The following is a 26,900-nucleotide window of genomic DNA, read 5'->3' as shown; positions in this document are numbered from 1 at the left end:
GTGTACCTAAAGTCTCCGCGATCATGGCGAACCCGGGGTGTCGGCGCGGTCGCCTGCATGATCGCGGAGACTTACCGCCGCCAAATCCGACATATGCCCCGTCAGGCGAAAAATCCGATAAGTTTTCCTGTCCCTTCGGGTGACGCCGCGCAGGCGTGAAAACGGGGGCGGGTTGCGCGCCGTCGCCGGTCTGGTAGGTCGGCCCGCGGGAGGATGGTGCCGGGTTGCCCGCTGACGTCGGTCCGTTACCTGGGACGTAGGAGCCCGTCGATAAGTTTGACGTCGGGGCCCGACCCTGAAGGGTCACGCACTGTTGCCTTGAGCACGCCGGTCAGCATTTCGGTTCCCGACCGTGGCCCCCGGGCGGCCCGCCATTGTTGCCCTCGGTACTGGTGATGGAGGACTGGCCGCGGTGATCGACGAGCCCGAAGAGATTGCCGATCAGGAGTACGAGCAGCTCGTGGAGCGGGTCTGCGCGATCGATGTGGCCAAAGAGTTCGGGAAGGTGTGTACCCGGCTGCCGGGCCCGGGCGTAGCGGGCCGGCGGGTCAGCCGGGTGTGGGACGTGCCGGCCACCACCCGGGCGGTCGCCGAGCTCGCCGGCCAGCTGGTGGGGTCGGGGATTGAGAAGGTGACCGTCGAGTCGACGTCGGACTACTGGCGGATCTGGTGCTATCTGCTGGAAGCGGCCGGGCTGGACGTGCAGCTGGTCAACGCCCGGGACGTGAAGAACGTGCCGGGCCGGCCCAAGACCGACAAGCTGGATGCGGTGTGGCTGGCCAAGCTGACCGAGAAGGGGCTGTTGCGGCCCTCGTTCGTGCCGCCCGGCGAGATCCGGGTGTTGCGGGACTACACCCGGATGCGGATCGACCTGACCCAGGAACGGACCCGGCACTGGCAGCGCCTGGAAAAGCTCCTCGAAGACGCGCTGATCAAGGTGTCGTCGGTGGCCAGCAGACTGGACACGCTGTCGACCCGGGACATGTTCGAGGCGCTGATCGCCGGTGAACGCGACCCGCAGACCTTGGCCGGGCTGGCCCGGGGCAAGATGAAGGCCCGGCACGCCGCCCTGATCGAGGCGCTGACCGGCCGGTTCGACGACCACCACGGCGAGCTGGCCCGGATCCTGCTCGACCAGATCGACGCACTCGACCGGCAGATCGAAACCCTCACCACCCGGATCGAGGAACTGATCGCCGCGATCCCGACCCCGGCCAGCCCCGACAGCCACGACAGCCACGACAGTCCCGCGGGCAGCCCCGGCCAGGCCGCCCCTGCCGGGCTGGGTGCCCTGGACCGGCTGGTCGAGATCCCCGGCATCGGCCCCCGCGGGGCGCAGATCATCCTGGCCGAGATCGGCCTGGACATGACCCGCTTCCCCACCCCCGGCCACCTGGCCTCGTGGAGCAAACTGTGTCCCCGCACCATCCAGTCCGGGGCCACCCACACCACAGGCCGGACCGGCAAAGGCAACCCCTACCTCAAAGGACTCCTCGGCGAAGCCGCCGCCGCAGCCGCCAAAACCCACACCTTCCTCGGCGAACGCTACCGCCGCATCGTCAAACGCCGCGGCAAACGCCGAGCCCTCGTCGCCGTCGCCCGCTCCATCCTCGTCATCGTCTGGCACCTCCTGGCCGACCCCACCGCCCGCTACCACGACCTCGGCCCCGACTACCACACCACCCGCGTCAACACCGACCGCAAGATCCGCAACCTCATCCGCCAACTCGAAGCCCTCGGCCACACCGTCACCCTGCAACCCGCCGCCTAGCTCGAAACCGAACACCCACCGCCCGGACCCCCGAGAGGATCCCGGGCCGATCCCACACGCCCAGGCCCGCAGTGGTTGAGGTCATTTTCCGGTCAGTCGTGGCGCGGAGCGCCCGACTTATCGGAGCGCCGACGGCGAGGTCAGGCGGGGCGGGGTTGGAAAGTGACCTTGATGATGTTGTAGATCTGCTGGACCGGTGGGGAGTTCCACATGTCTGCCGGGCACTCCCAGTAAATGGCCTGGCCCAGGTTTGAGCGGACGCGGCAGCCCAGGTTGGACACGTGCATGCGGCCGCCCTGGGAGCTGTCGTAGAACCACTGCCAGTCGGCGCAGTCGCCGAGGTAGCCGTCGACCTTGGCGATCTTGATGCGTTGGTAGTTCGGGTACAGGTTGGAGCGCTGGCGGTCCTGCTCCTGGGCCTCCCAGTCCCGGACCGGGTCGGACTTCGGCTTGTCGGTCGTGTCGAAGCCGATGCGCATGCGCGGGTCCGTGTTGCTCACGTAGTACACCATCGTCGGCGACGTGGGGTGCGGAGTGCGGATCCAGCCGATCGGCAGGCCCACCCGCCAGCCGAACTTCGGGTCGGTCACCCACTCGTAGCCGGCCGGAAGCTGGATCGCGCTGCCGCCGATCGAGCCCTCCACCATCGGGGACGGGGTCGGGCTTGGGCTCGGGGGTGCGGAGGCGGGGGCGGCCTCGGTCCGCGGGGCGGCGCCGTCGCGGTCGGTCGCATCGGCGCCGCGGCGCGAGTCGGAGTTGGTCAGGAACAGCGTCACGGCCACGGCCAGGACCAGCAGTGCCACGGCGGCCGCGACCCAGCGCCAACGGTGGTCGCGGGGAACCGTCCGGTCGAGGTCGTCGTCCTCGGAGACAAACACAACGAGCGGCGGCGCCGGCACCGGCGACATGTCGAAGGCAACCGCCGACCCGGCCTCCCCGACGCGCGACCTCGGCCCCGAAGCCGAACCCGCAGACGACCGCGAACCCGAACCGGCCGAGGGCGGCGGCGCACCCGAGCCCCCAGACGACCGCGAAGACGAAGACGAAGACGAACCCGAAGACGGACCCGAACCGATGGACGACGAGCCGCGGGAGTGGCCCTCGCGCGAGCGGCGGGGGCGGGGCAGGGCCGGGCGGCCCCACGGCCAGCCGGCCCGGCCCTCGCCGGCGGCGGCCCGGGTGAGCAGCCGCTCGGTCTCGGCCACCCCGGCGCGCGAGCGCGGGTCCTTGCGCAGCAGCGCGCTCAGGACCGGGCGCAGCACACCGGCCCGGGTCGGCGGGTCGGGCTCCTCGGTGGCCAAGGCGGTGAGCGTCGCGAACGTGGTGGAGCGGGCATACGGCGAGCGACCCTCGACCGCCGCATACAGCGTGGCGCCGAGCGACCACATGTCCGCCTCCGGGCCGGAGGTGCCCTCGCGGGCGCGCTCCGGCGAGATGTACTGCGGCGAACCCAGAATCAGCCCGGGCCGCGTCACGGCGCCGTCGCCGCCCTCGAACACGGCCAGGCCGAAGTCGGTGAGCACCACGCGGCCGGTGTCGGCGAGCAGCACGTTGCCCGGCTTGACGTCGCGGTGCAGCACGCCGGCCGCGTGGGCCGCCTTCAGCGCGCCGAGGACGGCGAGGCCGATCTGCGCGACCCGCTCGGGCGGCAGCGGGCCGTCCTCGGTGATGACCTGGTGCAGGGAACGCGACGGGACGTACTCCATCACGATCCACGGCGTCTGCTCGGTGTGCACGACGTCGTAGATCCGCACGACGTTGGCGTCGTTGAGCCGGGCCGCCGCCCGCGCCTCGCGCAGCGTGCGCAGCCGCAGCTCGACGCGCTCCTCGGCGGTGAGGCCCTCGGGCGGGACGACCTCCTTGACGGCCACGTCGCGGCGCAGCATCTCGTCGCGGGCGAGCCAGACGCGGCCCATACCGCCGGCACCGAGCGACTGAATCAATCGGTACCGCTCGGCGATCATCTGGCCCGGGGGCTGCGTCATCACCAAGAACGCTACCCAACGCCCGCACCCGGAATGAACCCCGATTCCGGTGACGATCCGGCGTTGCTCACCTCTCAGTCGACTCTCGAGCGCAGGACCATGATCAGCAGGATGACCAGGCCGATCCCGACCAGGCCGGCGCCGATGAGCGCGACCGGCAGAACGCGGAACGTATCGAGGACCTTCTGCTGGGTCGGCGCCGCCTGGGCGGCGTCGAACGTGACGGTGACCACCACGGTGTACTGCTGGCCGTCCTGCGCGTTGTCGGCGCCGATCTCCACCGGGCCGGGCACGACCAGCTGCGAACTGCCCGCCGCCGGGTCGAGCGTGGCCGCGAACGTCACCGAGGCGTCCTTCGTGGCCGGCGCGTCGGGCTGCCCGATCGTGCACCGCGTCGGGCCGAGGAAGGCCAGCGGGGCGGGCAGCGAGGCCTCGCCGTTGTCGCCAGCGTCGAGCACGACCCGGCCGGTCGAGCCGTCGGCGCAGTCGACGTCGAGCATCACCGGGCCGGCCCGCCCCTCGACGCTGCCGGCGAAGCGGAGCGTCACCTGCAGCTGCCGGGCGGGCTCGAAGAGGTACGAGGCCGTGCACCGGCCGGCGGCATCGGCGACGGTGAGCGGTACCACATCCGCGCCCAGATTCGGCAGCTCCTGCGACTCCCCCGGGTCGCACGCGAACGAGGTGAGCCGCCAGGTGCCGTCCGCCGTGGCCAGCGGCGGGATCGGGGTGACCAGGTAGCCGCCGAACCGCAGCGACTGGGGCACGTCGCCCTGGGCGACCGCGGCCGCCCCGGGCCCCGCCGTGGTGGCCACCCCGGACCAGCCCGCGACAGCCTGGTCGCGCGGGGTGACCGCGAAGGACGTGGCGCCGGTGCCGCCGACGGTGATTCCGTGCAGCTCGAGCGCGCCGGCCTTGCGACTGACCCGCAGCGTGCAGTCGACGGGCTGGTCGGGGGTGACCTGCACGGTCACGGTGAAGGCGTCCGGCTTGAGCTCGGTCTCGCCGCAGGCGGCCCCGGACAGGCTCCACGCCGCGGCGTCCTCGGCGGGCGCGGTGAGGGTCACCGCGTAGGCGCCGGGCAGCAGCGCGGAGAGGTCGGCGCCGGCCGCGGGCGTCGCGGAGCCGTCGCCGGTCGGCGTGGCGGTGAGCAGCCGGGGCGCGCCGCCCGCGGGGTCGGCGACGGAGAGGCCGAAGGTGCCGCCGGGGCTGTCACCGTAGAGCCGCAGCGTCAACCCGGGCGGGCTCACCGGCGGTGTGTAGGTGAACGTGCACGTCACGACCTCGCCGGCGGCCAGCGTGACGGTGGCCTGGCCGGTCGGCACGTCGGTGGTGACCAGGCTGCGCCCGGCGCCGCTCTTGGTGCAGCCGAGGTCGGCCAGCGTCCAGCCGGCCGGCGTGCGCGACACGACCGTGCTGGGCTTGCCGCCGGAGCTGCGCACGAACGTGGCGTCGGTGGCCGCGTCGACGGTGATCCGCTTGTCGGACGCGTAGCTCGGGCTCGCGTCGAACGCGAACGCCTGCGGATACCCGGCGGCGCGGGTGGTGCGGGCCCGCACGATGAGAGTGCCGGTCGCCGGGGCAGACTTCACGTAGTACGCGAAACAGAACACGTGCCGCACGCCGCTGGGGAAGCCGATCCATTGCACGTTGCCACCGGTGTGGTCGTCGACCCCGCAGCGCAGGGCGCCGAAGCCATAACCGGCCTGCGCCGCGGCGAGCAGCGGGTCGCCGGGGGTGCCGCCCTGCGCCCATAGCTGGTGGCGGGCGGCGGCCTTGGCCTGGTCGTCGGTGAGCGGCACGGTGACCGCGCCGTCGATGGTCTTGCCGGTCTTCTGGCCCGTGGCGTCGAGCAGTTGCGCACCGGCGGCGGTCGGCCCGGCGCCGGCGGCCGGCGCGGTGACCGTGGACAGCGCGCCTTTCTTCTCGTGGCCGCCGCCGAGGGAGAACTGCCAGCCGTTCAGCGGCGCGCACCCGGCCGAGCCGGCCGCCTCGACGTCCGGGTCGACCGGGTCGCCGTCCTTGTAGACGTTGTCCCGCCCGGTCGGCGCCGCGCTCTCGGCGTGGTCGTCGCGGACCCGGTTGCCCATCACGCTCTGGTAGTCGTTGCAGGCCCGGGCCACGAACGTGACCTGGTAGCGCAGGGATGCCGACACGGAGGCGGGCTGCTCGCCCTCCAGCGCCGACGCCGATCCGGCCGGGGCGAGGAACACCCCAGCGACAGATATCAATATAATGGCACAGAGTCGGCGAATCCGGACGTTTGTCAATGCGGCCCCCCAAACGCGCCATCGACTCCCGTTCCGTCGAGTATGCGCTGCCGGGGTGTGCGTATGCTCGCAGGACGGCAACGTTTCGCGAACATGTGCGGGAGGGTTACGTGACCGAGGAGCCGCTGTTCAGGGTCGTGCGTGGCACGCCGACCGCCGAGGAGGTCGCGGCGATCGTGGGCGCGCTGTTCAGCCTCGCGCCGCCGCCCGCTACACCCCCGGCGCCCCGGTCTCACTGGGCGGATAGCGCTCGTCCTGGTCGGCGCCGCCGCTGGAGCGCCGTCGCGGGATCGTGATCGACGGCAGCGTCGGCCACTTCCGCGCCTCCCGCTCCAGCTGCAGCCGCTCCGCCTCCTCGGGCGTGGGCAGCTCGGCGACCAGTTGCTGGCCGCAGGCGCGGCAGGTCATCGCCGCCACCGGGATGCGGTCCAGGCAGTAGGGGCAGTTGCGCAGCTCCAGCGACCGGCCGCGCTCGACGCCGATCAGCGTCATCAGCTTGATGACGAGGAACAGGCCGAGGGCGAGCAGCATGAACTGCAGCAGGTCGTTGAGGAACGTGCCGTACCGGATCGGCGTGTGATGCACCGTGAAGGCGAGGTTCTTGAAGTCGGGCTCGCCCACGATCGCGGCGACCGCCTGCAGGAACAGGTTCGTCACGAACGACTGGATCAGCGTCGCGAACGCCGTGCCGATGATGAACCCGAGCGCCAGGTCGAGGACCGAGCCCCCGATGGCGATCGCCTTGAACTCCGCCCAGAGCTTCCGCACGGCCTTGATGGTACGGATAGAGCGTGAAGACCTTCATTCTCGCCTCGGCCAGCCCCGCCCGGCGCCGGCTGCTCATCCAGGCCGGCATCGAGCCGCGGGTCGTCGTCAGCGGCGTCGACGAGTCGGCGGTGCAGGCCGGCGACGCGGCCACGCTGGCCGGCGCCCTGGCCGGGCTCAAGGCCCGGGCGGTCGCGTCCACCATCGAGGGCACCGACGTCCTCGTGCTCGGCTGCGACTCGGTGCTCGCCTTCGACGGCGAGATCCTCGGCAAGCCGGAGTCGCCGGCCGACGCCACCGCCCGCTGGAAGGCGATGCGCGGCCGCTCCGGCGTCCTGCACACCGGCCACTGCCTCGTCGACGCCGCCACCGGCGCGGCCGCCGAGGAGGTGGTCGCGACCACCGTGCACTTCGCCGAGCCCGACGACGACGAGATCGCCGCCTACGTGGCCTCCGGCGAGCCGCTCGAGGTGGCCGGCGCGTTCACCATCGACGGCCTGGGCGGGGCGTTCGTCCGCGGCATCGAGGGCGATCACACCAACGTGGTGGGCCTGTCGGTACCGACGCTGCGCCTGCTGCTGGCCCGCCTCGGCGTGCCGATCACCTCCCTGTGGGCGCGCGGCAGGATGGACCCATGACGAAAGCGACGCTCACGCTGACCGACACGCTGCGCGACTACGTCGTGGCCAACGGCAGCGAACCCGACGAGATCCTCCGCGACCTCATCGCGGAGACCGAACGCGTCCTGCCCGACGTCGCGGGCTTGCAGATCGCCCCCGAGCAGGCAGCCTTCATGACCCTGCTGACCCGCATCCTGGGCGCCCGCAACGCCGTCGAGATCGGCACCTTCACCGGCCTGTCCTCGATCGCGATCGCCCGCGGACTGCCGGAGGACGGCCGGCTGATCTGCTTCGACATCTCCGACGAGTTCACCTCCGTGGCCCGCCGCTACTGGGCCCGCGCCGGCCTGACCGACCGCATCGAGCTGCGCCTCGGCCCGGCCACGGAGATGCTGGCCACACTGCCCGCCGAGCCGCACCTGGACCTGGTCTTCATCGACGCGGACAAGACGGGCTATCTGGACTACTGGCAGCAGATCGTGCCGCGGATGCGCCCGGGCGGCCTGATCCTGGTCGACAACGTGCTGCGACACGGCCACATCGTCGACCCCGCCCCGACCGACCCGAACACGGTCGCGATGATCGAGTTCAACCGCCGCGTCCTGGACGACCCCCGCGTCGAGTCCGTGCTGGTCCCGATCGCCGACGGCCTGACCATCGCCCGCCGCCTTTAGGAACTTTGACTCCGGTCCGTGCGACGCACGACCGTTGCTCCCGTCAGACACCGGGCCCGGCCTGCCCTGAACGGGCGGCCGGGCCCTGCCAGGTCCGCGGTGCCAAGAACACCGGGACACCGTCAGCCGGTCACGACGGCCAGGATGAATCCGTCGTACCCGCGGCTGCCCACGGTCTGGATCGCGACCGCGTCGACGTCGGCGCGCTCCGCGAGGACGTCGACGAGCTCGCGCACCCCCACCGAGGCCTCGTCGGGCGCGGAGAGTACCCGGCCGCCGCGGACCACGTTGTCGACGACGATGACCGTCCCGGGGTGGCCGAGGCGTACCGCATAGTCGAGGTAGACGGCGTTGGACGCCTTGTCGGCGTCGATGAAGACGAAGTCGAACGGCTCGGGCCGCTCGTCCAGCAGCTTCCCCAGGCCCTCCGCGGCCGGCCCGACCCGGATCTCCACAAGATCGCCGACGCCGGCGCGGTCGACGTTGGCCCGCGCCACCTCGGCGTGCCGGGGGTCCAGCTCGAAGGTGACGAGCCGGCCCGGCCGGCCGATCTCCTTGGCCATCCAGATGGCGCTGTGCCCGCCGAGCGTGCCCACCTCCAGAATCCGGTGCGCCCCCACGCCCCGGACCAGCAGCCCGAGCAGCTTGCCCTGCGCCGCCGACACGCTGATCGCCGGCAGCCCGGCCGCCTCGCTGGCCCGCTCCACGTCCGCCAGCACGCCGTCGCCCTTGAACAGTCCGGAGTAGAAGTACTCATCGACGGCTGTCCACGTTTCCTGGTTGCTCACCTCTGCGTCGACCCCTTCCACGTCACCGGTCCGGGGCAACGCTAGGGGTCGCGGCGCCCGGAGGGAAACGATTCGGCCTGGCCGAATCAGCGGCCGGATCAGCGGCCGGATCAGCGGCCGGATCGAACATCGACAGCAGCGCCAGGCCGGCCGGCTCCAGGCCGTAGAAGACCCGCCGCCCGGCCCGCCGCCGGTGCACGACGCCCGCCGCGTGCAGCGTCGTCAGCTGCTCCGACACCGTGCTCGCCGGCAGCCCCAGGGCCGCGGCCAGGCCCGACGTGGTGGCCGGGACGGCCAGAGCGCGCAGCAGCCGGGCCCGCCGCTCGCCGACGAGCGCGCCGAGCCGGTCGGTGCCGGGCGCGGTCGCCCGCTCCGCGCCGGGCGCGAGCACCGCCGCGCCGCGACACTGGTAGGTCAGCCGGAGCAGGGTGGGATGGTCGGTCGAGCAGGTGACCTGCCGATCGGCGAACAGGACCGGGACGAGCAGCAACCGCCGGCCGGCCGCGATCATCCGGGAATCGCTCCGCTTCGGCAGCATCAACACGGGCGGCTCCCACCGGGCGACCCCGGCCAGGTCGCCGAGCATCGTCTCAGCCCCGCCGGTGGCGATGGTCCGCGCCCGCAGCTGCACCTCCTCGTCGAGCGCGGCAAGCATCCGCGGCCAGAACGCCCGCATCGCCCGCTGCCAGAAGCCGTACAGGCTGTCGGCGAGCGCGGCGAAGGATCCGGCCGGGTCGCGCTGGTAGGCGGCCAGCCAGCCCGGCGCCCCGTCGGGGCAGTGGACGGCGAACTGCGCGTCGATCGCCGGCCGCGGCGTGCACCGCAGCAGCTCGAGCTCGTCCTCCAGCCGCGGCGCCGGCGACGGCGCGATCGGGTGGAACACGTCCGGCGTCCGCTGCCGTCCCCGCAGCTCCAGCAGCCGCCCGTAGACCCACAGCGGCGCGCCGCGGTGCACCGATCGCAGCACGCCCCGGGCCTGCTCCGCCCACTCGGTGTACGGCCACGGCACCCGCGCCGACCCGTGCCGGTGCAGCAGCTCGAGCGCGCCGATCAGCTCGGTCAGCGGACTGATCGCGATGCGCGTGGACGCCAGCGTCGTGCCGCTCAGCTCGATCTGAATCACCCGGCAAATGTGGCCCCACCACGCTCCCACCGCAACCAGCGGCGGCCAGCACGTCCTCGCCGACCCCGGGCGCGCGGCGGGGCGGACCAGTGCGGACATATGTCTCCGTGATCGGAGACTTCCGGCCGCTACGTGGTGCTCCGCGGCGGCAGGTGCCGGCATGTGAGACGTGATCGCCGAGCGCGCCCCGCCCAGCGCGACTCAGGCCGGGGCGGGCAGGGTCAGGCGGTCCAGGCGGAAGATCGCCAGGGCCGACACCACGGCGAAGAGCGGGACCAGCAGGAAGGCCGGGTGCGGGCCGATCCGGTCGGCGAGGGCGCCGAGGGCGAACGGCGCCGCGGCGAACGAGATGCCCACGGCGAAGGACGCCCGCGCCGCGGCCAGGTCGGGCTGGCCGTCGGAGTGGGCCAGGGCCAGGCCGATGCCGAGCGGGTAGTGCAGGCCCATGCCGAGGCCGCAGACGCACAGGCCGGCCATGGCGAGCCACGGTACCGTCGTCCACCAGAACAGCGCGAAACCGGCCACCGTCACCGCCAGGGCGGCCAGCAGCATCCGGGTCGGGCGGAAGAGCAGCAGCAGGCGGCCGCCGGCGAGCCGGCCGGCGACCATGCCGCCGATCAGCGCCGACACCGCGGCGGTGGCCACGCCCGCGGAGACGTGCGCGTGGTCGCGCAGGACGTCGCCGCCCCACAAGGTCAGGCAGGTCTCGATCGAGCCGGTGGCGAACAGGCTGGTCAGCGCCAGCGCGAAGGTGGGCGGGAGCGGGCGGTCGGCGCGGCGGGGGCGACCGAAGGCCTCGGGCTCGGGCGGGCGGACCGCCTTCACCCGGACGTACCACCACGTCAGCAGCACCGGGCCGACGACCAGCACCAGGCCGAGGCGCCAACCCAGCCCGGCCGCGTAGGTGGCGCCGACGATCAGCGGTGCGATCAGCCCGGCCCCGGCCGCCACCGCGTTGGCCTCGCTGATCGCGGCCGGCGCGGCGGAGCCGTGGTGCTCGGTCAGCGCCGCGTTGATCGCGTTGACCTCGAACGCGGAGCCGAGGCTGGCCAGGACGGCGCAGGTCAGGGTGAGGGCGAGGTGGTGGGCGGCGTACATCCCGACGGCGCCCGCGCAGATCAGCGCCAGGCCCAGCCAGATCAGCCGGTTGCGGCCGAGCCGGGGCGTCAGGGCGGGGATGATCAGGCCGCCGGCCACCCCGCCCACCGCGAAGGCCGTCCCGTGCAGGCTCACCAGGGCGCGGCTGACGTGCAGCTCGTCGCGCAGCAGCGGGGCGACCGGGCCGAACCCGTAGAGGAAATAGACCCACAGGGCCAGCTCGACGTACATGACCCAGGTGAGGCGGTCGCGAACGAGTTTCGGCACGCCGCAACGCTGTCATGGCCCCCTCCGGTACGGAAGGGGCCATGGCCGGTTGCGCCGGTTACCGCACGCCCTTGGCGAACGCCCGGGACGCCCACACCACGGTGACGACGGTCAGGCCGCCGATCACCAGGGCCGCCTGCCACACCGCGTCGGCGCCGGGGTGGCCGTCGAAGAGCGCGCGCACCCCGTCGACGGCCCAGGAGAACGGGTTCCAGTCGGCGACGGTCTTCAGCCACTTCGGCGCGAGGGTCAGCGGGAGCAGGATGCCGGCGGTGAGCAGCAGCGGCTGCGAGATGGTGTTGAGCAGCGGTGCCAGGGCGTCCTCGCTGCGCAGCTTGAGCGAGATCGCATACGAGAACGCGGACAGCATCAGCGAGATCACGGCCATCAGCCCGAACGCGGCGAGCACGTCCAGCGCGTTGACCTTCAGCCCGAACGCCACCGCGATGAGCACGATGAGCAGCGCCTGGAACAGCAGCGACACGACATCGCGCAGCGACCGGCCGACCAGCAGGGCGAACCGGCTGACCGGGGTGACCCGGCTGCGCTCGATGATCCCGGCGCGCAGCTCGGCGATCAGGCCGAAGCCGGTGAACAGCGAGCCGAACATGGCCAGCAGCACCAGCAGGCCCGGGACGAAGAGCTTGTAGGCGTCGGCGTTGGAGCTCACCCCGAGGGCCGGCTTGAGCAGCGGCGCGAAGAGCAGCAGGTAGAACAGCGGCTGGATGATCCCGACGATCAGCCAGACCGGGTTGCGCAGCATGAGCTGCATCTGGCGGGAGAAGACCAGCCAGGTGTCGCGGAAGAATTTCATCGCTCAGCTCTCCCGAAGGGTTCGGCCGGTCTTGGTGAGGAACACGTCGTCGAGGCTCGGGCGGTGCAGCTCCATCTCGCCGAGCGTCACGCCGGCGTGGTCGAGCAGGCGCAGGACGTGCGGGATGGCGGTGGCGCCGTCGGTGACATACAGCCTCAGCCGGCCCTCGGCGCGCTCGACCTTGCGCACGTAGTCCTGGTTGGCGAGCAGGCCCTCGGCGGTGTCGAGGCTGCCGTTGACCCCGACGGTGACCACGTCGCCGGCGACCTCGCGCTTGAGCGCGTCGACGGTGCCCTCGGTGACGATCTCGCCGTGGTCCATGATGGCGATCCGGTCGCAGAGCGCGTCGGCCTCGTCGAGGTAGTGCGTGGTGATGAAGACCGTCATGCCCTCCTCGCGCAGCCGGCGCACCTCGTCCCACATGTGGGCGCGGCTCTGCGGGTCGAGCCCGGTGGTCGGCTCGTCGAGGAAGACGATCCGCGGCTCGTGGATGATGCCGAGCGCGATGTCGACCCGGCGCCGCTGGCCGCCGGAATAGGTCTTGCAGCGGCGGTCGGCATACTCGGCCAGCTGGAACGCGTCGAGCGCCTTCGCCGCCCGCCGCTGCGCCTCGGACTTCGAGATGCCGTAGTAGCGCGCCTGCAGGACGAGCTCCTCGCGGGCTGTGCTCTCGTCCCAGGTGCTGCCGCCCTGGGCCACGTAGCCGATCCGGCGGCGCACCTCGCCCGGGTCCTTGAGCAGGTCGGCGCCGGCGATGCGGGCCTCCCCGCCGTCGGGCGTGATGAGCGTGGCCAGCATGCGCAGCGTGGTGGTCTTGCCGGCGCCGTTGGGCCCGAGGAACCCGAAGATCTCCCCCTCCTTGACGGAGAGGTCGACGCCGCGGACGGCCTCGACGATCTTGGTCTCGCGACCGGCGCGGGAGCGGAACGACTTCCGCAGCCCCCTCGTCTCGATCATGTCCGTCTCCCCTGTCGTGATGTTCGCGGGGAGACCATAACGCGATATAGTCTCGAAGGTCAAGGTTTCAATATGTCGCGTACTACTCGTCTTCCTCGTCGACCGGCTCACCGTGCTCGGCCCGGATCGCCTTGCGCCACTCCTCGGCGCCGGCGCCGTCGGGCTGTTCATTGACGTGGTACCCCTCCCCGGCCTCGATCCGGGCCGCCACGTCCACGCACCAGCGCGCCTCCGCCTCGCAGCGCAGCATGGTCAGCTCGAACTGCCAGCCGACGTGCGGCGGCTTGTCGCCGGCCCACTCGTCACGATTGTCGCGATAGGTCGCGGCCCAGCCGTCCAGCAGCCGGGCCCGGGCCCGCAGCGCCCCGGCCGCCTCCGCCCGCGGCAGGCTCGGCAGGAACGAGAACGCGGCCAGGAACGGGTCGACCGGCTCCTCGTACTCCCACCAGTACTTGCGCAGCAACTCCTGATACTGCGCCGCGCCAGCCGGGGTGAGCTCATACAGCGTGCGGGCCGGCCGGTTGCCGACCTGCTCGGTCTTGACCTCGGCCAGCAGTCCTTCCTCGGTCATCTTGCGCAGGGCGTGGTAGATCGAGCCCGGCTGGACGTTGGCCCAGCTCTCGACATTCCAGCTGGCCAGCTCCTTGCGGATGTCGTAGCCGTGGACGGGCTGCAGGAAGGACACCAGGCCGAGAATCATCAGACGCGTAGTGCTCACGACACAAGCGTAATAGGAAAACTTGACTAATGGCGCCTAGTGACTTTGTTGGCAGGTCGACGGCCTCACACCGGGCATAGACTGCGCCGAAGGACCGAGGGTTAGTCCCAAGGGGGAGCGTTCTGTGCGCAAGGTACTCATCGCCAACCGCGGCGAGATCGCCGTCCGGGTCATCCGCGCCTGCCGCGACGCCGGCCTCGGCAGCGTCGCCGTCTACGCGGACTCCGACCGCGACGCGATGCACGCGCGCCTGGCCGACGAGGCCTACGCCCTGGGCGGCGACACGGCGGCGGAGTCGTATCTGCGCATCGACAAGCTCATCGACGTGGCCGCCCGCTCCGGCGCCGACGCGGTCCACCCCGGTTACGGCTTCCTGTCCGAGAACGCCGACTTCGCCCAGGCGGTCATCGATGCCGGGCTGACCTGGATCGGCCCCACCCCGCAGGCGATCCGCGACCTGGGTGACAAGGTCACCGCCCGGCACATCGCCCAGCGCGCCGGCGCCCCGCTGGTGCCGGGCACGCCCGAGCCGGTCAAGGACGCCGCCGAGATCACCGCCTTCGCCGAGACCTACGGCCTGCCGATCGCCATCAAGGCGGCCTTCGGCGGCGGCGGTCGCGGCCTGAAGGTCGCCCGCACGCTGGAGGAGATCCCGGCGCTGTTCGAGTCCGCCACCCGCGAGGCGGTGGCCGCGTTCGGCCGCGGCGAGTGCTTCGTCGAGCGCTACCTCGACCGCCCCCGCCACGTCGAGGCCCAGGTGCTCGCCGACCAGCACGGCAACGTGATCGTGGTCGGCACCCGCGACTGCTCGCTCCAGCGCCGCCACCAGAAGCTGGTCGAGGAGGCGCCCGCGCCGTTCCTCTCCGACGCCCAGCGCGGCCAGATCCACGAGTCGGCGAAGGCGATCTGCCGCGAGGCCGGATACCACGGCGCCGGCACGGTCGAGTATCTCGTCGGCAACGACGGGACCATCTCGTTCCTCGAGGTCAACACCCGCCTGCAGGTCGAGCACCCGGTCAGCGAGGAGACCGCCGGCGTCGACCTGGTCCGCGAGCAGTTCCGCGTCGCCGACGGCGAGAAGCTGCGCTTCGACGCCGACCCCGCCCCGCGCGGCCACGCGATCGAGTTCCGGATCAACGGCGAGGACCCGGGGCGCAACTTCCTGCCCGCGCCCGGCGCGGTGACCACGCTGACGCTGCCCACCGGCCCGGGCGTCCGCGTCGACGCCGGCATCGAGGCCGGCAGCGTCATCGGCGGCAACTTCGACTCGCTGCTGGCCAAGGTCATCATCGTCGGCGAGACCCGCGAGCAGGCGCTCGAGCGCTCCCGCCGGGCCCTCGACGAGATGGTCGTCGAGGGCATGGCCACGGCCCTGCCGTTCCACCGCAAGGTGGTGCGCGACCCGGCCTTCACCGACGAGCCGTTCCGCGTGCACACCCGCTGGATCGAGACCGAGTGGGCGGGCGGCGTGCCCGCGTTCTCGGCGCCGGCCCAGCCCGCCGCCGAGGCGCCCGCCCGCGAGACGGTCGTGGTCGAGGTCGGCGGCAAGCGGCTGGAGGTCACCCTGCCCTCCGGCCTCGGCGCCATCGCCGGCGCCGCACCCCAGGCGCAGGCGGCCGCCCCGCGCAAGCGCTCGGCCGCCAAGCACGCGACCGCGGCCGGCGGCGACGCCCTGACCAGCCCGATGCAGGGCACCATCGTCAAGATCGCGGTGGCCGAGGGCGACACGGTGGCGGAGGGCGACCTCATCGTCGTGCTGGAGGCGATGAAGATGGAGCAGCCGCTGAATGCCCACAAGGCCGGCGTGGTGACGGGGCTGAAGGCGACGGTCGGCGAGGTGGTCTCGGCCGGCGCCGTGATCGCGGAGCTGAAGTAGCGCCCGCTTACGCGGCGTGCGCCCCGGAGCGCACGTGGATGGGCACCGCCACCACCGCCGTGCCGTAGGCGCACAGCTCGACCCAGGTGTTCGTCACGTCCCGGTGGTCGAAGCGCATCCCGACGATCGCGTTGGCCCCGCGGTGCTCGGCCGCCTGCACCATCTGCCCCACCGCCCGCGACCGCGTCTGCACGAGGAACTGGGACATGTCCTGCCCCGGCCCGCCCTCGGTCGAGCGGATCCCGGCGGCGAACGGGTTCCGCGAGGTGGCGACCACCCCTAACACCTCCCCGAGCACCGTCGTGATCTCGAACCCGGGGAGGCCCTCCGTCGTTACAACCAGCACGAAATGATCGTATGCAGATATATCCGCCTTCGAGGGGATGTACCCCGAATCATCCGGTATCTGCTCCCGGCCCTCGCCCCGGTCAGCCGCGGCTCACCTGCGCCGACGGCGTCACCTCGATCCCGGCCGCGAACGCCACCAGCACGTCGGTGGGCAGGGCCGCCTTCGGCCCGAGTTGCAGCGCCAGGGACCGGCCTTCGTCGAGCGGCACGTGGAGCACCTGGGCCTCGGCGGACGTGGTGAGCGTGCCGGTGCGGGCGCCGACCTTCACCGCCACCGACTCGACGCCGGGCCGCGGCTCGACACTCGGTGAGTCGTCCAGCATCACGGCGAGCTTGTCCACGAAGCTACCGTCCGGGCGCACCCCCGGCGGGCAGAACGTGATCACCCCCGAGGTGATGTTGTCGACGGTCCAGCCGTCCGGCACGGAGCGGAACGTGAACGGCGCCTGGGCCTTGACCGCGCCCACCGTGACCGCCTCGGCATAGGCGACCAGGTCGCCGGCGGCAGGCACGGGACCGTCCTCGGTGAGCGTGAGCCACGTCGACGGCGCCGGCTGCCAGACCAGCATCCGCTGCGGGCCGGCGCCGGCGGTGGACCAGTCGTAGAGCGTCGCCACCTGTCCGTGCACGGTGGCCGGCGCGGCGACCGCTTTGCGCGGCGGCGCCGCGTCGTAGAGGGTCAGCGTCGCGGTGCCGCCGTCGGCGCCGGGCAGCCGCTGGGCGAGGGTCGGCCGGCCGGCGGTGATCGTGACCAGCGGCGGGCCGTAGCCGGGCCCGGACGGCGGCGAGAACGGGAAGGTCACCGCCGGCAGGACCGTGGACCGGACGAGCACCACCGCCGAGGCCGGCGCCACGGCGGTGACCGGCGGCGGCGCGCCCACGGCCGGCGGGGGCTCCTCGCCGGCGGGGCCGCGCAGCGCGATCGAGAGCACCGCGCCGACCACGACGAACACCGCCGCGCCGGCGGAAAGGGAGGCGAGCCGGGCCCGGCGGCCGCGGCGGACCGACTCGGCGGTGACGGCGCCGAGCATGCTCGCGCCGGGCGGGGCTTCGGCGGCGTGCAGGCGCAGCGCCTCGCGCAGCCGCTCCTCGATGTCGTCGTTGATCATCTTCGGCCTCCCGGCGCGTGGACTCGGCCCGGCCCGGCCGCCAGGGCCACCCGGAGCTTCTGCAGGGCGTGGAACGCATGCACTCGGACGGTGGAGGTGGAGCAGCCCAGCAGCCGGGCGATCTCCGCGTCGGGCAGATCTTCGTAGTACCGCAACACCATGACGGCCCGCTGGGATCGCGGCAGCTTCCGCAGCAGCGCCCACATCGCGTCGGCGGCGGCGACGTGCTCGGCCGGGTCGGCGGCCACCGTCCCGGGCAGACCCTCGGGCAGTTCGGCGAACGGCCGCTCGCCCGACGAACGGCGCCGCCGCCAGGACAGATACAGCCGGAGGATGGCCTTGCGCACATACGGCTCGGGCCCCTCGTCGCTGACAATGCCCGCCCAGCGGCGATGCGCCCGCACCAGCGCCTCCTGGGTGAGATCCTCGGCCAGGTGCCGGTCCCCGGTCAGCAGATATGCGAACCGGAGCAGGGCGTGTGACCGGCCGAGCACGAACTCGGTGAACTCGACGGGCATGGGCCTCCCTCCCGATGGGGTAGACGAGCGGGGAGGCCCCGGGCGTTTATGGGTCGCGCGGGGTTGGATCGCTGTACTGCCCGGAGCGCCCCGCGTAGACCCGCCCGTCGACGATCGGCCAGGCGTTGGCCACGCAGCCGTGCAGGCCGAGCGTCTGCTGCTGCATCACCGGCGCGGGCTTGCCCGGCCCCGGGCACAGCTCGTGGCCGTGATAGAGCCGGTGCCCGGTCTCGTGATTGATGACGTACTGCCGATAGGTGGCCAGGTCGGCGCCGTAGTCCGGCACCCCGCGCACCCAGCGGGCCACGTTGATCACGACGCTGTTGTCCTTGCGGCAGCTGGTGTACCGGTCGTAGGAGCTGCCGCAGAGCTGGTCCCGCGTCGCCGGGGTGACCAGGTAGATGGTGAAGTCGTAGTGCTCGCCGTTGCCCACCCGGCGCAGCCGCCACTGCCCGGTGCCCGGCCAGCTGCGCGGATCGGCGAAGACCGCCTCCACCGCCGCGGCGAACTCGGCGGCGGTGATGCCGGTGATGTCGCGCTCGACGGCGATGCGATAGCTCAACAACGTGCCCGACACGCCCACGACCGGCCCGCCGGCGGCCGCGACCTCGAATGATCCCCCGCCCGCGGCGGGGTAGGAGATCTCGGCCACAGCCACCGCCGGGGCCATTGCCGACGGTGCGGCGGATGAGACGGCGGACACGGGTGCCGGCGCGGAGTACGACGGCGGTGCGGAGCACGCGGCCAGGCAGAGCACCGCGAGCCCCGCACCCAGGATGCGAAGGACGCTCACACAGCGACAGACGACCCCAGCGACTCGGGTTGTTTAGGCGCCCGGCCCGCCGAGGCCAGCCGGTCCAGGGCTGCGGGCACCGGCAGCGACACCACGCCCCCGTCGCGGGAGCGCAGCGAGACGCTGCCGGCGGCGATCTCGTTCGCGCCGAGCACGGCCACGAACGGGATCCGGCGCACCGAGGCGTCCCGGATGCGGGAAGCGAGGCTGCCGTCGTAGGACTCCTCCACCCGCAGCCCCAGCGCCCGGGCACGGCCGGCGAACCCGCGCACCTCCGCTTCCCCGACCGGCAGCACCGCCAGCTGCACCGGCGCATACCAGGCCGGAAACGCGCCGTCGTGCACCTCGATGAGGTGGGCGAACAGCCGCTCCATGCTGCCGGCCGCGCTGCGGTGCACCATCACCGGCCGTTTCCGGGAACCGTCGGCGTCCACATAGGACAGATCGAACCGGGCCGGCTGGAAATAGTCGACCTGCACGGTTGCCAAGGTGCTCTCCCGGCCGGCGTGGTCGACGAGCTGGATGTCGATTTTCGGCCCGTAGAACGCCGCCTCGCCGGGCGCCTCGACATACGCGACGCCGACCGATTCCAGCGCCCGGCGCAGTACTGCGGTGGCGCGCTGCCACATCGGCGGATCGTCAACGTACTTCGGCCCCTCGCCGCGCAGCGACAACCGCCACGACGACGGCGCGAACCCGAGCGCGGAATGCGCCTCCCGCATCAGCTCGAGCGCCGCGACGACCTCGCCCTCGACCTGCTCCTCGGCGCAGAAGACGTGCCCGTCGTTGAGCGATATCGCGCGCACCCGGGAAAGGCCGCCGAGCACGCCGGAGCGCTCGGCGCGGTACTGCCCGCCGATCTCGCCGATGCGCAGCGGCAGCTCACGGTACGACCGCCCGCGCGCGGCGAACACGGCGGCGTGATGCGGGCACAGGCTGGGCCGCAGCACGAATGCGTCGTCGGCGCCCAGCGACATCGGCGGGAACATGTCGTCGGCGTAATGCGGAAGGTGCCCGGATCGGTAGTACATCTCGGCCTTGGCCAGCGGCGGCGAATAGACGTGCTGATATCCGTGCCGGCGTTCCAGGTCGAGCAGATAGTCCTCGACGGCGCGGCGCGCGGCCGCACCGCGGGGCAGCCAGAGCGGCAGCCCCGCGCCGACGAGCGGATCGGAATGGAACAGCTCGAGTTCGCGCCCGAGCCGGCGGTGGTCCTGCATGACGACTCCTCGTTTGGGTTCGGTACCCCGGGAGCGCGCGACTCGGGCACAAAAAAGCTCCGGAGCGCATCGCCCCGGAGCAAAGCTGAACGTCGGTCAGCGCCGCCGGGGAAGGCCCGGCGTCGTCGTGGACAGTGCGCTGCGACTCATGACGCAACAATAGCGCGCCGTTCGCGCGGGCGGCCGGGTATAAACGTTCGGTGCCCGAAGGTCACACCATCCACCGCCTCGCCGAGCGGCACCGCAAGCTCTTCGCCGGCCGCCCGGCCGCGGTCACCAGCCCGCAGGGCCGCTTCGCCACGGACGCGGCGCGCGTCGACGGGCGCGTGCTCGAGGACACCTCGGCGCACGGCAAGCACCTGTTCCACCACTACGCCGGCGGCGCGACGGTGCACGTCCACCTCGGCCTCTACGGCAAGTTCAGCGACGGCGACGGCGACGCCCCCGCGCCGGTCGGCGAGGTCCGGATGCGGATGGCCAACGCCGAGCGCTGGCTCGACCTGCGCGGGCCGGCCGCCTGCGAGGTGCTCGACCCGGCCCAGCTGGACGCCCTGCACGCCCGCCTCGGGCCGGACCCGCTCGACGAGGACAGCAACGGCGACCCGGCGTACCACATCATCGAAAAATCGGGGCGCCCGCTCATGGCGCTGCTCATGGACCAGTCCGTGGTGGCCGGCGCCGGGCTCATCTACGTCACCGAGGCACTGTTCCGGGCCGGCCTGCCGCCGACCGCGCCCGGCAAGGCGCTCACCCGCCCGCAGTGGCTAGCCATCTGGCACGACCTGCGCACACTGATGCGCGCGGGCGTGCTGGAAGGCCGCATCGACACCGTCCACAGTGCACACACGCCGGAGGCGATGGGCCGCGCGCCGCGGGTGGACCGCCACGGCGGCGAGGTCTACGTGTACCGCCGCACCGGACAACCCTGCCTGGTCTGCGCCTCCCCGGTGCAGACGGCGGTGCTCAACGCCCGCAACGCCTACTGGTGCCCGCGCTGCCAAAAGGCCACCTGATGGTCGCTTCGGTTGAGATGTACCTCGACGAGCGCGCCTCGCGGCGCATCCGGGTACTGTGGGACCAACTGGAGGAGCTCGGCGTGCAGTCGCTGCGCACCCCGCACGACGGACGGCACCGCCCGCACGTCGCCCTGACCGTGGCCCGCGAGCTGGATCCGTCCGTGGTGGCCGACGCCCTCGCCAGCGTCCGGGTCGCCCCGCCGCTGCGGATAAACTTCCAGTTCGCGGGCGTCTTCGTCGGCCGGGTGCTGTTCCTCGGCCCGGCGCCGACCCCGCAGCTCATCGAGCACCAGGCCCGCGTGTGGGGCCTCCTCGACGCGGCCGGGATGGCGTCGCTACCGCTCTACACCCCGGGCGAGTGGGTCCCGCACTCCACCGTCGCCATGCGCGTGCCGCGCCCGCTGCTGACCGAGGCGCTGCGCCGCTGCCTGGAGTCGCTACCGATCGAGGCCACCGTCACCCGCGCCGCGGTCGCCGACTACGCCCGCGGCATCTTCCGCGAGATCCCCTGATCCCCCTGCTGCTTGAGTTCCGCTCGTGCTGCCCTGAGCCAGCGGGCTTCAGTCCTGCTCGCGCTGCCCTGAACCGGCGGGCTTCAGTCCCGCTCGCGCTGCCCTGAACCGGCGGGCTTCAGTCCCGCTCGCGCTGCCCTGAACCGGCGGGCTTCAGTCCCGCTCGCGCTGCCCTGAACCGGCGGGCTTCAGTCCCGCTCGCGCTGCCCTGAACCGGCGGGCTTCAGTCCCGCGGCCGCGTCCGCTGGCATGGTGTACGCGGGTGGCGCCTGATCTTGCTGGTTCATGTCGGGCGGCGCCGCGGGCTGGGCGTCGATGGCCGCCGGCGGGAGCACCGCGGTCATCCGCCCCGCCCGCCCCCGACGTGGCGCGGCGGCCCGGGGCGGATGTATGTCTCCGTGATCATGCTGCCCGCGGTGGCCGCACCACGGGTTTTTCATGATCCCGGAGACTTGTGGTACACGGGGGTACATCAGCGCTCCGTGATCATGAAAAACCGTTGGTGTCGGGGCCAGTTGCGCATGATCGCGGAGACTTCCGGCCGGTGTGCCGTGGTCCACAGCGGCCAGCGCCCGGCGGGTGAGACGTGATCGCCAACCGCGCCCCGCCAAGCGTTGGGACGCGCAGGTCAGGCACCACATGGCCGTCATGCCGGCCGGCAGCCGGCGGGCTGTAGTCCCGCTCGTGCCGCCCTGAACCGGCGGGCTTCAGTCCTGCTGGTGCTGCATGAGCCGACGCCGCCGTGACGGTCGGCATCGGCGAGATCGACGCCGGCGGGCTGCCTCGGCGATCGAGCCGGACACCGACGGGTGCAACCGGATCGCGGGCCAGGTCGCCGGCGCCGCGTCCGGGGTGCTGATCGCGGCGCCCAGGTGGTTCAAGCCACGCGGCAGACGCGTCGGTGGATCAAGGTTAAGCCGGCAGCATACGGCCCTGGGTGCGCCATCCCGGCCGGGCTGGGTTGGGGCCCGGCCCGGCCGGGGCGGGGGTTGGGGCCCAGCCCAGCCCAGCCGGGTCCAGCCCAGCCCAGCCCAGCCCAGCCCAGCCCAGCCGGGGCAGGGGTTGCGGCCCGGCCGGGGCTGGGGTTGCGGCCCGGCCCGGCCGGGGCTGGGGTTGGGCCCGGCCCCCGCCGGGGCTGGGGTTGGGCCCGGCCCCCGCCGGGGCTGGGGTTGGGCCCGGCCCCCGCCGGGGCTGGGGTTGGGCCCGGCCCCCGCCGGGGCTGGGGTTGGGGTTATGGGCTGACGTAGATGTCGTAGTAGGAGGTTTCGGTGGGGGTGCCGTCGGCCGTGTGGCCCACGACCTTGAGGAGGTGGACGGTGGCTGGGGCTTCGGGGGTCCAGGTTGCGGCGGCGTGGCCCTGGCTGTCGGTTTGGACGGTGATCGGGGCGGCATCGTCGAAGGTGAAGTCGAACGACGTCACGCCGGGCAGGCCGCCGCTGGCCTCGAAGCGGCCCTCGACGCCGGCGCCGCCGGACCAGGTGCCTCTCGGATATTCCTGCGACGTCACGTAGGGCAGGGCGCCGACCAGGAAGTTGAACTCGGTGGGCAGGGAGAGCTCACCCGTGGCCGTGCGGCCGCGGACGGTCAGGGTGTTGAGGCCGTTGCGGTCGGGGATGAGGGTGACCGTCGTGCCGAACGCCTCCGGGTCGGCCGGCGTGCTGGTCTCGGGGCCGTCGTTGAGCCTGTAGACGAATTCGGTGGTCTCCGGCTCATACTCGGTGCGGAACGTGACCGTCCCGGGCACGCCCAGACCACCGCTGGTCCAGTACTCGCTGTAGGAACTGTAGACATCGACGTGCGTCGTGCGCAGGCTCCAGAACCGCGTGCGCTCCGGCGACTCCACACCGTCGGTGTCGACGCTGCGCACGGCGACGGAGAGGCTGGTGTTGCTGTGCGCCGTGAACTGCACGGTGGCCGTGCCGTCGGGCTCGGCGGCCACGACGCCGGTCACCTCGCCCCAGTTGATCGTGTAGTGGAACTCCTTGGTGTTCGGCAGGACCGAGCGGAACGTCAGCGTGGTCGGGTGGTCCATGGCGCCCGGGTCCGGGTCGGAGGTGACGATCGGCGCGGTGTCCGGCTGCCACGTAAACGTGGTGGACGGTGACCGCTTCCCGTCGGGCAGCAGCGCCCGGACCACGAGGGTGTTGTCGCCCAGCCGCGGCACGACGGTGATGTCGGCGGAGCCGCCGAAGCTGTCCGCGGTCTGCTCCGGACCGTCGTTGAGCGTGTATGCGAAGCCGTAGGCGCCCGCCAGCCGGCTGAACAGGTAGAAGCCCAGCGGCAGGCCGGGCCCGTCGGCGATCGTCCCCAGCTGCGACGTATACACCGTGGGATGCGGGTCGATCACGTCGAACTGGTAGTAGTTCTCCTGCGACAGCCCGCCGTCGGCGCGGACGGACTGGACCCGCAGATACTTCCAGCCCGCCGGCTCGGCCGTCCAGCTCAGCACGGCGGAGCCGTCCGCGCCGGCCGGGATGCGCTGCTCGCCTTGGCCGAAGTCGTAGGCGTAGGCCACGACATCGTTGCTGCGCGGCCGGAACGTGAACGAGCCGGTGTCGCCCTCGATGGCGGATCGCTCCAGGTTGAACTCGGCCGACTGCACGTCGGGCGCGTCGCTGACCTGCACGTGCAGCACGTCCTCGCCGATCAGCTTGCCGTTCTTCGCGTAGCTACGCACGTGGACGGCCAGATAACCGGGCTCGGTGAAGACGATGTCGCCGGTCGCCTTGCCGTCGACCGCGGGCACCCGGGTCTCGGTGCCGCCCTCGACCAGGTAGCCGAACGAGGCGGGCGTGGTCTGACCGGCCGCCCGCAGCGAGATGTGGCTGGTCAGCCCGACGCCGGCGACGTCGATGCCGGCCCACGGCGCCGTCGCCGCCACCCAGAACCGGTAGTCCGTCTCATCGCCGTAGTTGCCCGCGGCGTCGATCGAGCGAACATACAGGTCGTTGGGGCCCGAGCGGTCGGGAGTGAACTCCAGCACCGCCGAGCCGTGGTGGGCGTCGACGGTCCCGTAGCGGCCGGACCAGTCGCGCCAGCTGAACCCGATGACGTCGGTCTCGCCGTCGGCGTCGAGCCGGAACCGGCCCTTGATGCCCTGACCGCCGCTCTGCACATACCCTTCCGGATACAGCTTCGAGGCGACCGCCGGCGGGTGCGGACGCTGCTTGTCCATCACCACGTAGCAGGTTTTGCTCCACGCGCCGTAGTCGGTGTAGTCATACCCGCGCGCCTGCCAGCCCAGCACCGTGCCGGTGTCGTATTGGCTGAGGTCCACCGTGCCGTAGCCGCCGCCGAGCTCCCGCCGCTGGTCGGGGTGGTCCACCGGCCACACCGCGTAGGTGACGGAGACGAAGTCGCCGGCGTCGGCGTCGGTGGCATCGACGGTGAGCGCCGCCTGCGCGGCCGCCGGCGACGGCTTCTCCGGCGTGCCGCAGGGCCGGTCCGGGTTGACCAACCGCGGCTTGCTGGCGACCGGCGGGTGGTTGCTGAACGAGCTCAACGTCGGCTGCTCGAAGGTGCGTCCGGTGTGGACGTCGCCCTCCTGAGCCGCCGCGATCCGGTACTCAACCGTGATCGACTTGTCGTGCCGGGCGATCGCCGCGTTGAGCTGCGCAACCATGTCGATGCCCAGATAGCCGGGGCAGTAGTAGCCGCCGGCGCCCCGATTGACCTGGGCCAGCCGCTCCAGCTCCTTCGGCGGATTCTTCCAGCTGGTGTTGTCGCGCACCGGCGCCGTCCGCCAGACCTCGATCGTGGTGGCCGACGAGCAGTCCGTGACCGTGTCCTCGTTGGTGTAAAGGTAGGAGGTGTGCACGACCTGGCCCTTCAGGCTGGACAGGTCGTAGGTGAAGTAGGAACGGTAGGTGTGCGCCTTGCCGGCGGCGGCGATGGTGCCGACCGGCGGTGCGACCGTGGCGTCGACGACCTTCGTCTTCGGGCTGGCGGAGTCGACATAGGCCCAGCTCAGCCGCGGCAGATTGGCAGCCGACATGCCGGCGTGGGCGGCCTGCCCGGTGGCCAACACCACCGTGGCCGCGGCGACGGTGGCCGCCAGCAACGCCGATGCGGTGCGTCTCATGGAATTGTTCCTCCCCGTGAACGGCCGCCGAGGCGGCGCGATACATCGGGGATCGTAGACGCGGGGTACGACAGTTTTTGCCCCACGGGTCCAATGTGGACAAACCGGGTCGACGGCCGAACGCCCCGCCTAGTCCTGCTCGTGCTGCATGAGCTGGCGGGCCGCCTCGGCGATCGAGCCGGACACCGACGGGTAGATCGTGATCGTGTGGGCCAGCTGGTCGACGCTCAGGTGGTTCTCCACCGCCATCGCGATCGGCATGATCAGCTCGCTCGCCTTCGGGGCCACCACCACGCCGCCGACGACCTGGCCGGAGGCCGGCCGGCAGAAGATCTTCACGAACCCGTCCTCGATGCCGTCCATCTTGGCCCGCGCGTTGCCGGCCAGCGGGAGCATGACCGCCCGGGCCGGGACCCGGCCGCCGTCGATGTCGGACTGCGTGATGCCGACCGAGGCGAGCTCCGGATCGGTGAACACGTTGGCGGCGACCGTGCTGAGCTTCAGCGGGGCGACCGCCTCGCCGAGCGCGTGCCACATGGCGATGCGGCCCTGCATGGCGGCGACGCTGGCGAGCGGGAGCAGGCCGGTGCAGTCGCCGGCGGCGTAGATGCCGGGGACGTTGGTGCGCGAGACCCGGTCGACGTGCACGTAGCCGCCGGGCGCGATCTCGACGCCGTACTCGGTGAGGCCGAGGGGCTTGGTTTGCGGTACCGAACCCACCGCCATCAACACGTGGGAGCCCTCGACGGTGCGCCCGTCGGCCAGCTCGACCACGACGCCGTCCGCGGTGCGCCGGGCGGCCGCGGCGCGCGAGTTGTTGAGGATCGTCATGCCACGGGTGCGGAAGACCCGCTCGATCGCCATGGCGGCGTCGGGGTCCTCGTGCGGCATGACCCGGTCGCGGCTGGAGACGAGCGTCACCTCGACGCCCATGGCGAGGTAGGCGGAGGCGAACTCGGCCCCGGTCACGCCCGAGCCGACCACGATGAGCCGCTCGGGAAGCTTCGGCAGGTCGTACACCTGGCGCCAGTCGAGGATGCGCTCCGCGTCGGGCACCGCGGTCGGCAGCACCCGCGGCGTCGCCCCGGTCGCGATCAGCACGGTCGACGCGTCGATCACATACGCAGCGTCACCATCGGCCGGCGTCACCCGCACCGCGTGAGTGTGACCGAGCGTATCCTCACCGAGGCGCGCCGTGCCCGTGACGAACTCGACCCCGGCCTTGACCAGTTTGGCGTGAATATCGCCGGATTGCGCGGCGGCCAGCCGCTTCACCCGCTTGTGTACCGCCGGCCCGTCCACCCGCACGTCCGGCCCTGCCGGCCCGATCACCCCGAACGCCTCGGTGTCGAGGTGCGCGGTGACCACGGACGAACTGGCGATGAACGTCTTGGAGGGCACGCAGTCGTGCAGCACGCAGGCACCACCTGCGCCTTCGGCCTCGACCACGGTGACCTGCGCGTCGAGTTGCGCGGCGACCAGGGCCGCCTCGTAGCCCGCCGGGCCACCCCCGATGATCACGATCCGGCCCACGCCAGCCACCCCTCCCAGGCTCTCTCCCCCTGTATTCTCCCCCGCCG

Annotated in this window: 24 protein-coding genes; 7 read left to right on the top strand and 17 right to left on the bottom strand. The window is 72.3% G+C overall.

The features are described from left to right. The first annotated feature begins 412 nt into the window (after window positions 1–412). A complete protein-coding gene (locus ACQPXD_RS04445; RefSeq protein ID WP_432824405.1) occupies window positions 413–1,771 on the top strand; it encodes an IS110 family transposase in 1,359 nt (452 codons plus the stop codon). Window positions 1,772–1,911: 140 nt separating this feature from the next. On the opposite strand, the gene ACQPXD_RS04440 is transcribed toward ACQPXD_RS04445, so the two are convergent. Both ACQPXD_RS04440 and ACQPXD_RS04435 read right to left on the bottom strand, forming a co-directional pair. Continuing rightward, window positions 1,912–3,756, bottom strand: coding sequence for a serine/threonine-protein kinase (locus ACQPXD_RS04440; RefSeq protein WP_432835075.1), 1,845 nt, complete (start codon window positions 3,754–3,756; stop codon window positions 1,912–1,914). 74 nt (window positions 3,757–3,830) lie between these two features. Next, entirely contained in the window at window positions 3,831–5,966 is a 2,136-nt protein-coding gene (locus tag ACQPXD_RS04435) for a prealbumin-like fold domain-containing protein (RefSeq protein ID WP_432835074.1), read from the bottom strand. Window positions 5,967–6,133: 167 nt separating this feature from the next. Between ACQPXD_RS04435 and ACQPXD_RS04430 the strand changes: the two genes are divergently transcribed. Further along, window positions 6,134–6,319, top strand: a complete 186-nt coding sequence (locus ACQPXD_RS04430; protein WP_432835072.1) for an acyl-CoA carboxylase subunit epsilon — start codon at window positions 6,134–6,136, stop codon at window positions 6,317–6,319. Here ACQPXD_RS04430 and mscL read toward each other — a convergent pair. Then, window positions 6,234–6,791, bottom strand: a complete 558-nt coding sequence (gene mscL / locus ACQPXD_RS04425; RefSeq protein WP_432835071.1) for a large conductance mechanosensitive channel protein MscL — start codon at window positions 6,789–6,791, stop codon at window positions 6,234–6,236. The two genes, ACQPXD_RS04430 and mscL, sit on opposite strands and share 86 nt — an antisense overlap. Before the next feature lie 23 nt (window positions 6,792–6,814). Here mscL and ACQPXD_RS04420 point away from each other — a divergent pair, with 23 nt between their 5' ends. After that, on the top strand, window positions 6,815–7,426 hold the full coding sequence (locus tag ACQPXD_RS04420; protein WP_432835069.1) for a Maf family protein: 612 nt from the start codon (window positions 6,815–6,817) through the stop codon (window positions 7,424–7,426). Beyond that, entirely contained in the window at window positions 7,423–8,082 is a 660-nt protein-coding gene (locus ACQPXD_RS04415; protein WP_432835067.1) for an O-methyltransferase, read from the top strand. The genes ACQPXD_RS04420 and ACQPXD_RS04415 overlap by 4 nt, the downstream gene beginning before the upstream one ends. Before the next feature lie 122 nt (window positions 8,083–8,204). Here ACQPXD_RS04415 and ACQPXD_RS04410 read toward each other — a convergent pair whose 3' ends face one another. The 6 genes from ACQPXD_RS04410 to ACQPXD_RS04385 form a co-directional block, all read right to left on the bottom strand. Continuing rightward, window positions 8,205–8,870, bottom strand: coding sequence for an O-methyltransferase (locus ACQPXD_RS04410; protein WP_432835065.1), 666 nt, complete (start codon window positions 8,868–8,870; stop codon window positions 8,205–8,207). A 22-nt stretch (window positions 8,871–8,892) separates the two neighbouring features. Continuing rightward, the gene (locus ACQPXD_RS04405; RefSeq protein WP_432835063.1) at window positions 8,893–9,993 is read right to left on the bottom strand and encodes an ArsR/SmtB family transcription factor; all 1,101 of its coding nucleotides are present in this window, start codon (window positions 9,991–9,993) and stop codon (window positions 8,893–8,895) included. A 201-nt stretch (window positions 9,994–10,194) separates the two neighbouring features. Beyond that, window positions 10,195–11,358, bottom strand: coding sequence for an MFS transporter (locus tag ACQPXD_RS04400; RefSeq protein WP_432835061.1), 1,164 nt, complete (start codon window positions 11,356–11,358; stop codon window positions 10,195–10,197). Between the two features lie 58 nt (window positions 11,359–11,416). Next, window positions 11,417–12,172 (bottom strand): ABC transporter permease, encoded by a 756-nt coding sequence (locus tag ACQPXD_RS04395; protein WP_432835059.1) that lies wholly within the window; start codon window positions 12,170–12,172, stop codon window positions 11,417–11,419. A 3-nt stretch (window positions 12,173–12,175) separates the two neighbouring features. Continuing rightward, window positions 12,176–13,129: an ATP-binding cassette domain-containing protein gene (locus ACQPXD_RS04390; protein WP_432835057.1), complete on the bottom strand. Its 954-nt coding sequence runs from the start codon at window positions 13,127–13,129 to the stop codon at window positions 12,176–12,178. An 82-nt stretch (window positions 13,130–13,211) separates the two neighbouring features. Continuing rightward, window positions 13,212–13,847: a PadR family transcriptional regulator gene (locus ACQPXD_RS04385; protein WP_432835055.1), complete on the bottom strand. Its 636-nt coding sequence runs from the start codon at window positions 13,845–13,847 to the stop codon at window positions 13,212–13,214. 124 nt (window positions 13,848–13,971) lie between these two features. Between ACQPXD_RS04385 and ACQPXD_RS04380 the strand changes: the two genes are divergently transcribed. Beyond that, window positions 13,972–15,723 (top strand): acetyl/propionyl/methylcrotonyl-CoA carboxylase subunit alpha, encoded by a 1,752-nt coding sequence (locus tag ACQPXD_RS04380; protein WP_432835053.1) that lies wholly within the window; start codon window positions 13,972–13,974, stop codon window positions 15,721–15,723. 7 nt (window positions 15,724–15,730) lie between these two features. On the opposite strand, the gene ACQPXD_RS04375 is transcribed toward ACQPXD_RS04380, so the two are convergent. The 5 genes from ACQPXD_RS04375 to thrS all read right to left on the bottom strand — a co-directional run bounded on the left by ACQPXD_RS04375 (window position 15,731) and on the right by thrS (window position 19,711). Continuing rightward, window positions 15,731–16,069, bottom strand: a complete 339-nt coding sequence (locus ACQPXD_RS04375) for a YbjQ family protein (RefSeq protein WP_432835051.1) — start codon at window positions 16,067–16,069, stop codon at window positions 15,731–15,733. 82 nt (window positions 16,070–16,151) lie between these two features. Continuing rightward, window positions 16,152–17,180: a hypothetical protein gene (locus tag ACQPXD_RS04370; RefSeq protein WP_432835049.1), complete on the bottom strand. Its 1,029-nt coding sequence runs from the start codon at window positions 17,178–17,180 to the stop codon at window positions 16,152–16,154. Continuing rightward, complete coding sequence (locus ACQPXD_RS04365; RefSeq protein ID WP_432835047.1) at window positions 17,177–17,698, bottom strand: SigE family RNA polymerase sigma factor; 522 nt, start codon at window positions 17,696–17,698, stop codon at window positions 17,177–17,179. Before ACQPXD_RS04365 ends, ACQPXD_RS04370 begins: the two co-directional genes overlap by 4 nt. Before the next feature lie 46 nt (window positions 17,699–17,744). After that, the gene (locus tag ACQPXD_RS04360; protein ID WP_432835045.1) at window positions 17,745–18,491 is read right to left on the bottom strand and encodes a DUF3152 domain-containing protein; all 747 of its coding nucleotides are present in this window, start codon (window positions 18,489–18,491) and stop codon (window positions 17,745–17,747) included. Further along, on the bottom strand, window positions 18,488–19,711 hold the full coding sequence (gene thrS / locus ACQPXD_RS04355) for a threonine--tRNA ligase (RefSeq protein ID WP_432835043.1): 1,224 nt from the start codon (window positions 19,709–19,711) through the stop codon (window positions 18,488–18,490). Before thrS ends, ACQPXD_RS04360 begins: the two co-directional genes overlap by 4 nt. A gap of 200 nt (window positions 19,712–19,911) precedes the next feature. On the opposite strand from thrS, the gene ACQPXD_RS04350 reads away from it, so the two are divergent. Further along, window positions 19,912–20,724 carry an Fpg/Nei family DNA glycosylase gene (locus ACQPXD_RS04350; protein WP_432835041.1) on the top strand — a complete coding sequence of 271 codons (813 nt, stop codon included), beginning with the start codon at window positions 19,912–19,914 and terminating at the stop codon, window positions 20,722–20,724. After that, a complete protein-coding gene (locus ACQPXD_RS04345; RefSeq protein WP_432835039.1) occupies window positions 20,724–21,239 on the top strand; it encodes a 2'-5' RNA ligase family protein in 516 nt (171 codons plus the stop codon). The genes ACQPXD_RS04350 and ACQPXD_RS04345 overlap by 1 nt, the downstream gene beginning before the upstream one ends. Before the next feature lie 188 nt (window positions 21,240–21,427). On the opposite strand, the gene ACQPXD_RS04340 is transcribed toward ACQPXD_RS04345, so the two are convergent. From ACQPXD_RS04340 to ACQPXD_RS04330, 3 genes are all read right to left on the bottom strand, one after another. Beyond that, window positions 21,428–21,583, bottom strand: a complete 156-nt coding sequence (locus ACQPXD_RS04340) for a hypothetical protein (protein WP_432835037.1) — start codon at window positions 21,581–21,583, stop codon at window positions 21,428–21,430. A gap of 887 nt (window positions 21,584–22,470) precedes the next feature. Further along, entirely contained in the window at window positions 22,471–25,320 is a 2,850-nt protein-coding gene (locus tag ACQPXD_RS04335) for a hypothetical protein (protein WP_432835035.1), read from the bottom strand. Between the two features lie 129 nt (window positions 25,321–25,449). Continuing rightward, a complete protein-coding gene (locus ACQPXD_RS04330) occupies window positions 25,450–26,853 on the bottom strand; it encodes an NAD(P)H-quinone dehydrogenase (RefSeq protein WP_432835033.1) in 1,404 nt (467 codons plus the stop codon). Window positions 26,854–26,900: the final 47 nt, after the last annotated feature.

Origin of the sequence: Dactylosporangium sp. CA-092794 (assembly GCF_050948465.1) — a bacterium.
Taxonomy (GTDB): Bacteria; Actinomycetota; Actinomycetes; order Mycobacteriales; family Micromonosporaceae; genus Dactylosporangium.
Note: the sequence above shows the minus strand (reverse complement) of the source record. Positions and strands in the feature narration are given on the sequence as shown.

Coding starts and splice junctions, on each gene's coding strand:
- ACQPXD_RS04440 (WP_432835075.1), bottom strand. CDS start 3,756: ATGACGCAGCCCCCGGGCCAGATGATCGCCGAGCGGTACCGATTGATT.
- ACQPXD_RS04365 (WP_432835047.1), bottom strand. CDS start 17,698: ATGCCCGTCGAGTTCACCGAGTTCGTGCTCGGCCGGTCACACGCCCTG.
- ACQPXD_RS04415 (WP_432835067.1), top strand. CDS start 7,423: ATGACGAAAGCGACGCTCACGCTGACCGACACGCTGCGCGACTACGTC.
- ACQPXD_RS04395 (WP_432835059.1), bottom strand. CDS start 12,172: ATGAAATTCTTCCGCGACACCTGGCTGGTCTTCTCCCGCCAGATGCAG.
- ACQPXD_RS04340 (WP_432835037.1), bottom strand. CDS start 21,583: ATGACCGCGGTGCTCCCGCCGGCGGCCATCGACGCCCAGCCCGCGGCG.
- ACQPXD_RS04335 (WP_432835035.1), bottom strand. CDS start 25,320: ATGAGACGCACCGCATCGGCGTTGCTGGCGGCCACCGTCGCCGCGGCC.
- thrS (WP_432835043.1), bottom strand. CDS start 19,711: ATGCAGGACCACCGCCGGCTCGGGCGCGAACTCGAGCTGTTCCATTCC.
- ACQPXD_RS04345 (WP_432835039.1), top strand. CDS start 20,724: ATGGTCGCTTCGGTTGAGATGTACCTCGACGAGCGCGCCTCGCGGCGC.
- ACQPXD_RS04370 (WP_432835049.1), bottom strand. CDS start 17,180: ATGATCAACGACGACATCGAGGAGCGGCTGCGCGAGGCGCTGCGCCTG.
- ACQPXD_RS04390 (WP_432835057.1), bottom strand. CDS start 13,129: ATGATCGAGACGAGGGGGCTGCGGAAGTCGTTCCGCTCCCGCGCCGGT.